This is a genomic window from Nocardioides sp. NPDC023903 (genome assembly GCF_040639295.1).
Lineage (GTDB): Bacteria > Actinomycetota > Actinomycetes > Propionibacteriales > Nocardioidaceae > Nocardioides.
Window position 1 is genome coordinate 1 of sequence record NZ_JBEZZS010000119.1, and the last position, 1,058, is coordinate 1,058.

The 1,058-nt window shown below is 65.9% G+C and carries 2 protein-coding genes; both read left to right on the plus strand.

Annotated elements, in window-relative coordinates; genetic code table 11:
• Window positions 1-58: 58 nt before the first annotated feature.
• Complete coding sequence (locus AB0F44_RS30375; protein WP_357361108.1) at window positions 59-700, plus strand: TlpA disulfide reductase family protein; 642 nt, start codon at window positions 59-61, stop codon at window positions 698-700.
• Entirely contained in the window at window positions 700-930 is a 231-nt protein-coding gene (locus AB0F44_RS30380) for a hypothetical protein (protein ID WP_143875996.1), read from the plus strand. The genes AB0F44_RS30375 and AB0F44_RS30380 overlap by 1 nt, the downstream gene beginning before the upstream one ends.
• Window positions 931-1,058: the final 128 nt, after the last annotated feature.

Below are 1,058 nucleotides of genomic sequence, written 5' to 3' on the forward strand. Positions count from 1 at the left end.
TCGGAATAGACGATGTCGACGAGCCCGCCGGCGCGTCGGATCCGTCGGTTCACGGCGCATGACACGCTCCACCTCATCGGGAACCGCCCGTGGCCGTCGGCCGCGGGCGCTGACCGCCGTGCTGTCCGCCCTGCTGGTGATCGTCGCCGCGGCGGGCTGTTCGACGGGTACCGATGCGGTCGCCACCGGTGGTGGGACCTTCGAATTCGTCTCACCCGGTGGTAAAACGGATATCTACTACGATCCGCCCGCGACGCGCGGGACGATCGGCACGCTCTCGGGGCCCGATCTGATGAACGAGGGAAAGACCGTTTCGGTCGACGATTTCCCGAACCAGATCGTGGTCGTGAACCTGTGGGGACAGTGGTGTGGCCCGTGCCGCGCCGAGTCGCCCGCTCTCGAAAAAGTCTTCGCGGCGACCAGAGATCAAGGCGTCGCGTTCCTGGGGATCAATGTCCGTGACCATCAGCGCGACAAAGCCCAGGACTTCGTAGTGGACAACAAGATCGAATACCCGTCCATCTACGACCCGTCGATGCGGACCTTGCTCGCTCTCGGCGGAAACTTTCCCACCAGTGTCATTCCGACCACGTTGATCCTGGATCGTCAGCACCGGGTCGCCGCGGTCTTCCTTCGCTCGCTATTGGCCGAAGACCTTCAGCCCGTGGTCGAGCGCATCGCCGCCGAGGAGAAGCAGTAGTGAGCAGCCGCCGTCGTCCAGGAAATCTGACCGCGTGTCGTCCCCGTCAGGGCGCCCGCCGAATGGGTGCGGGCTGGACGGTCGACGACCGTTGGGCCGGCATCGCGACCGTGCCGCGCAGTGTCGCCGGCGCCGGTCTGTTCGATTTCGGCCCCGCTGAACCGGCCGAGACCGAGCGAACCCTGTCGTTGCCGCGCGACGAAGAGCGTGACGAGGAAAAGACCGAGTGATACCGCTCGCCGCAGTCGGGGATTCCTTCCAACAGACGGCGGCATCGGGTCCGCTTCTGCTGGCGCTGGGAGCCTGCCTGCTCGCGGGCCTGGTGTCGTTCGCTTCACCGTGTGTCGTGCCGCTCGTC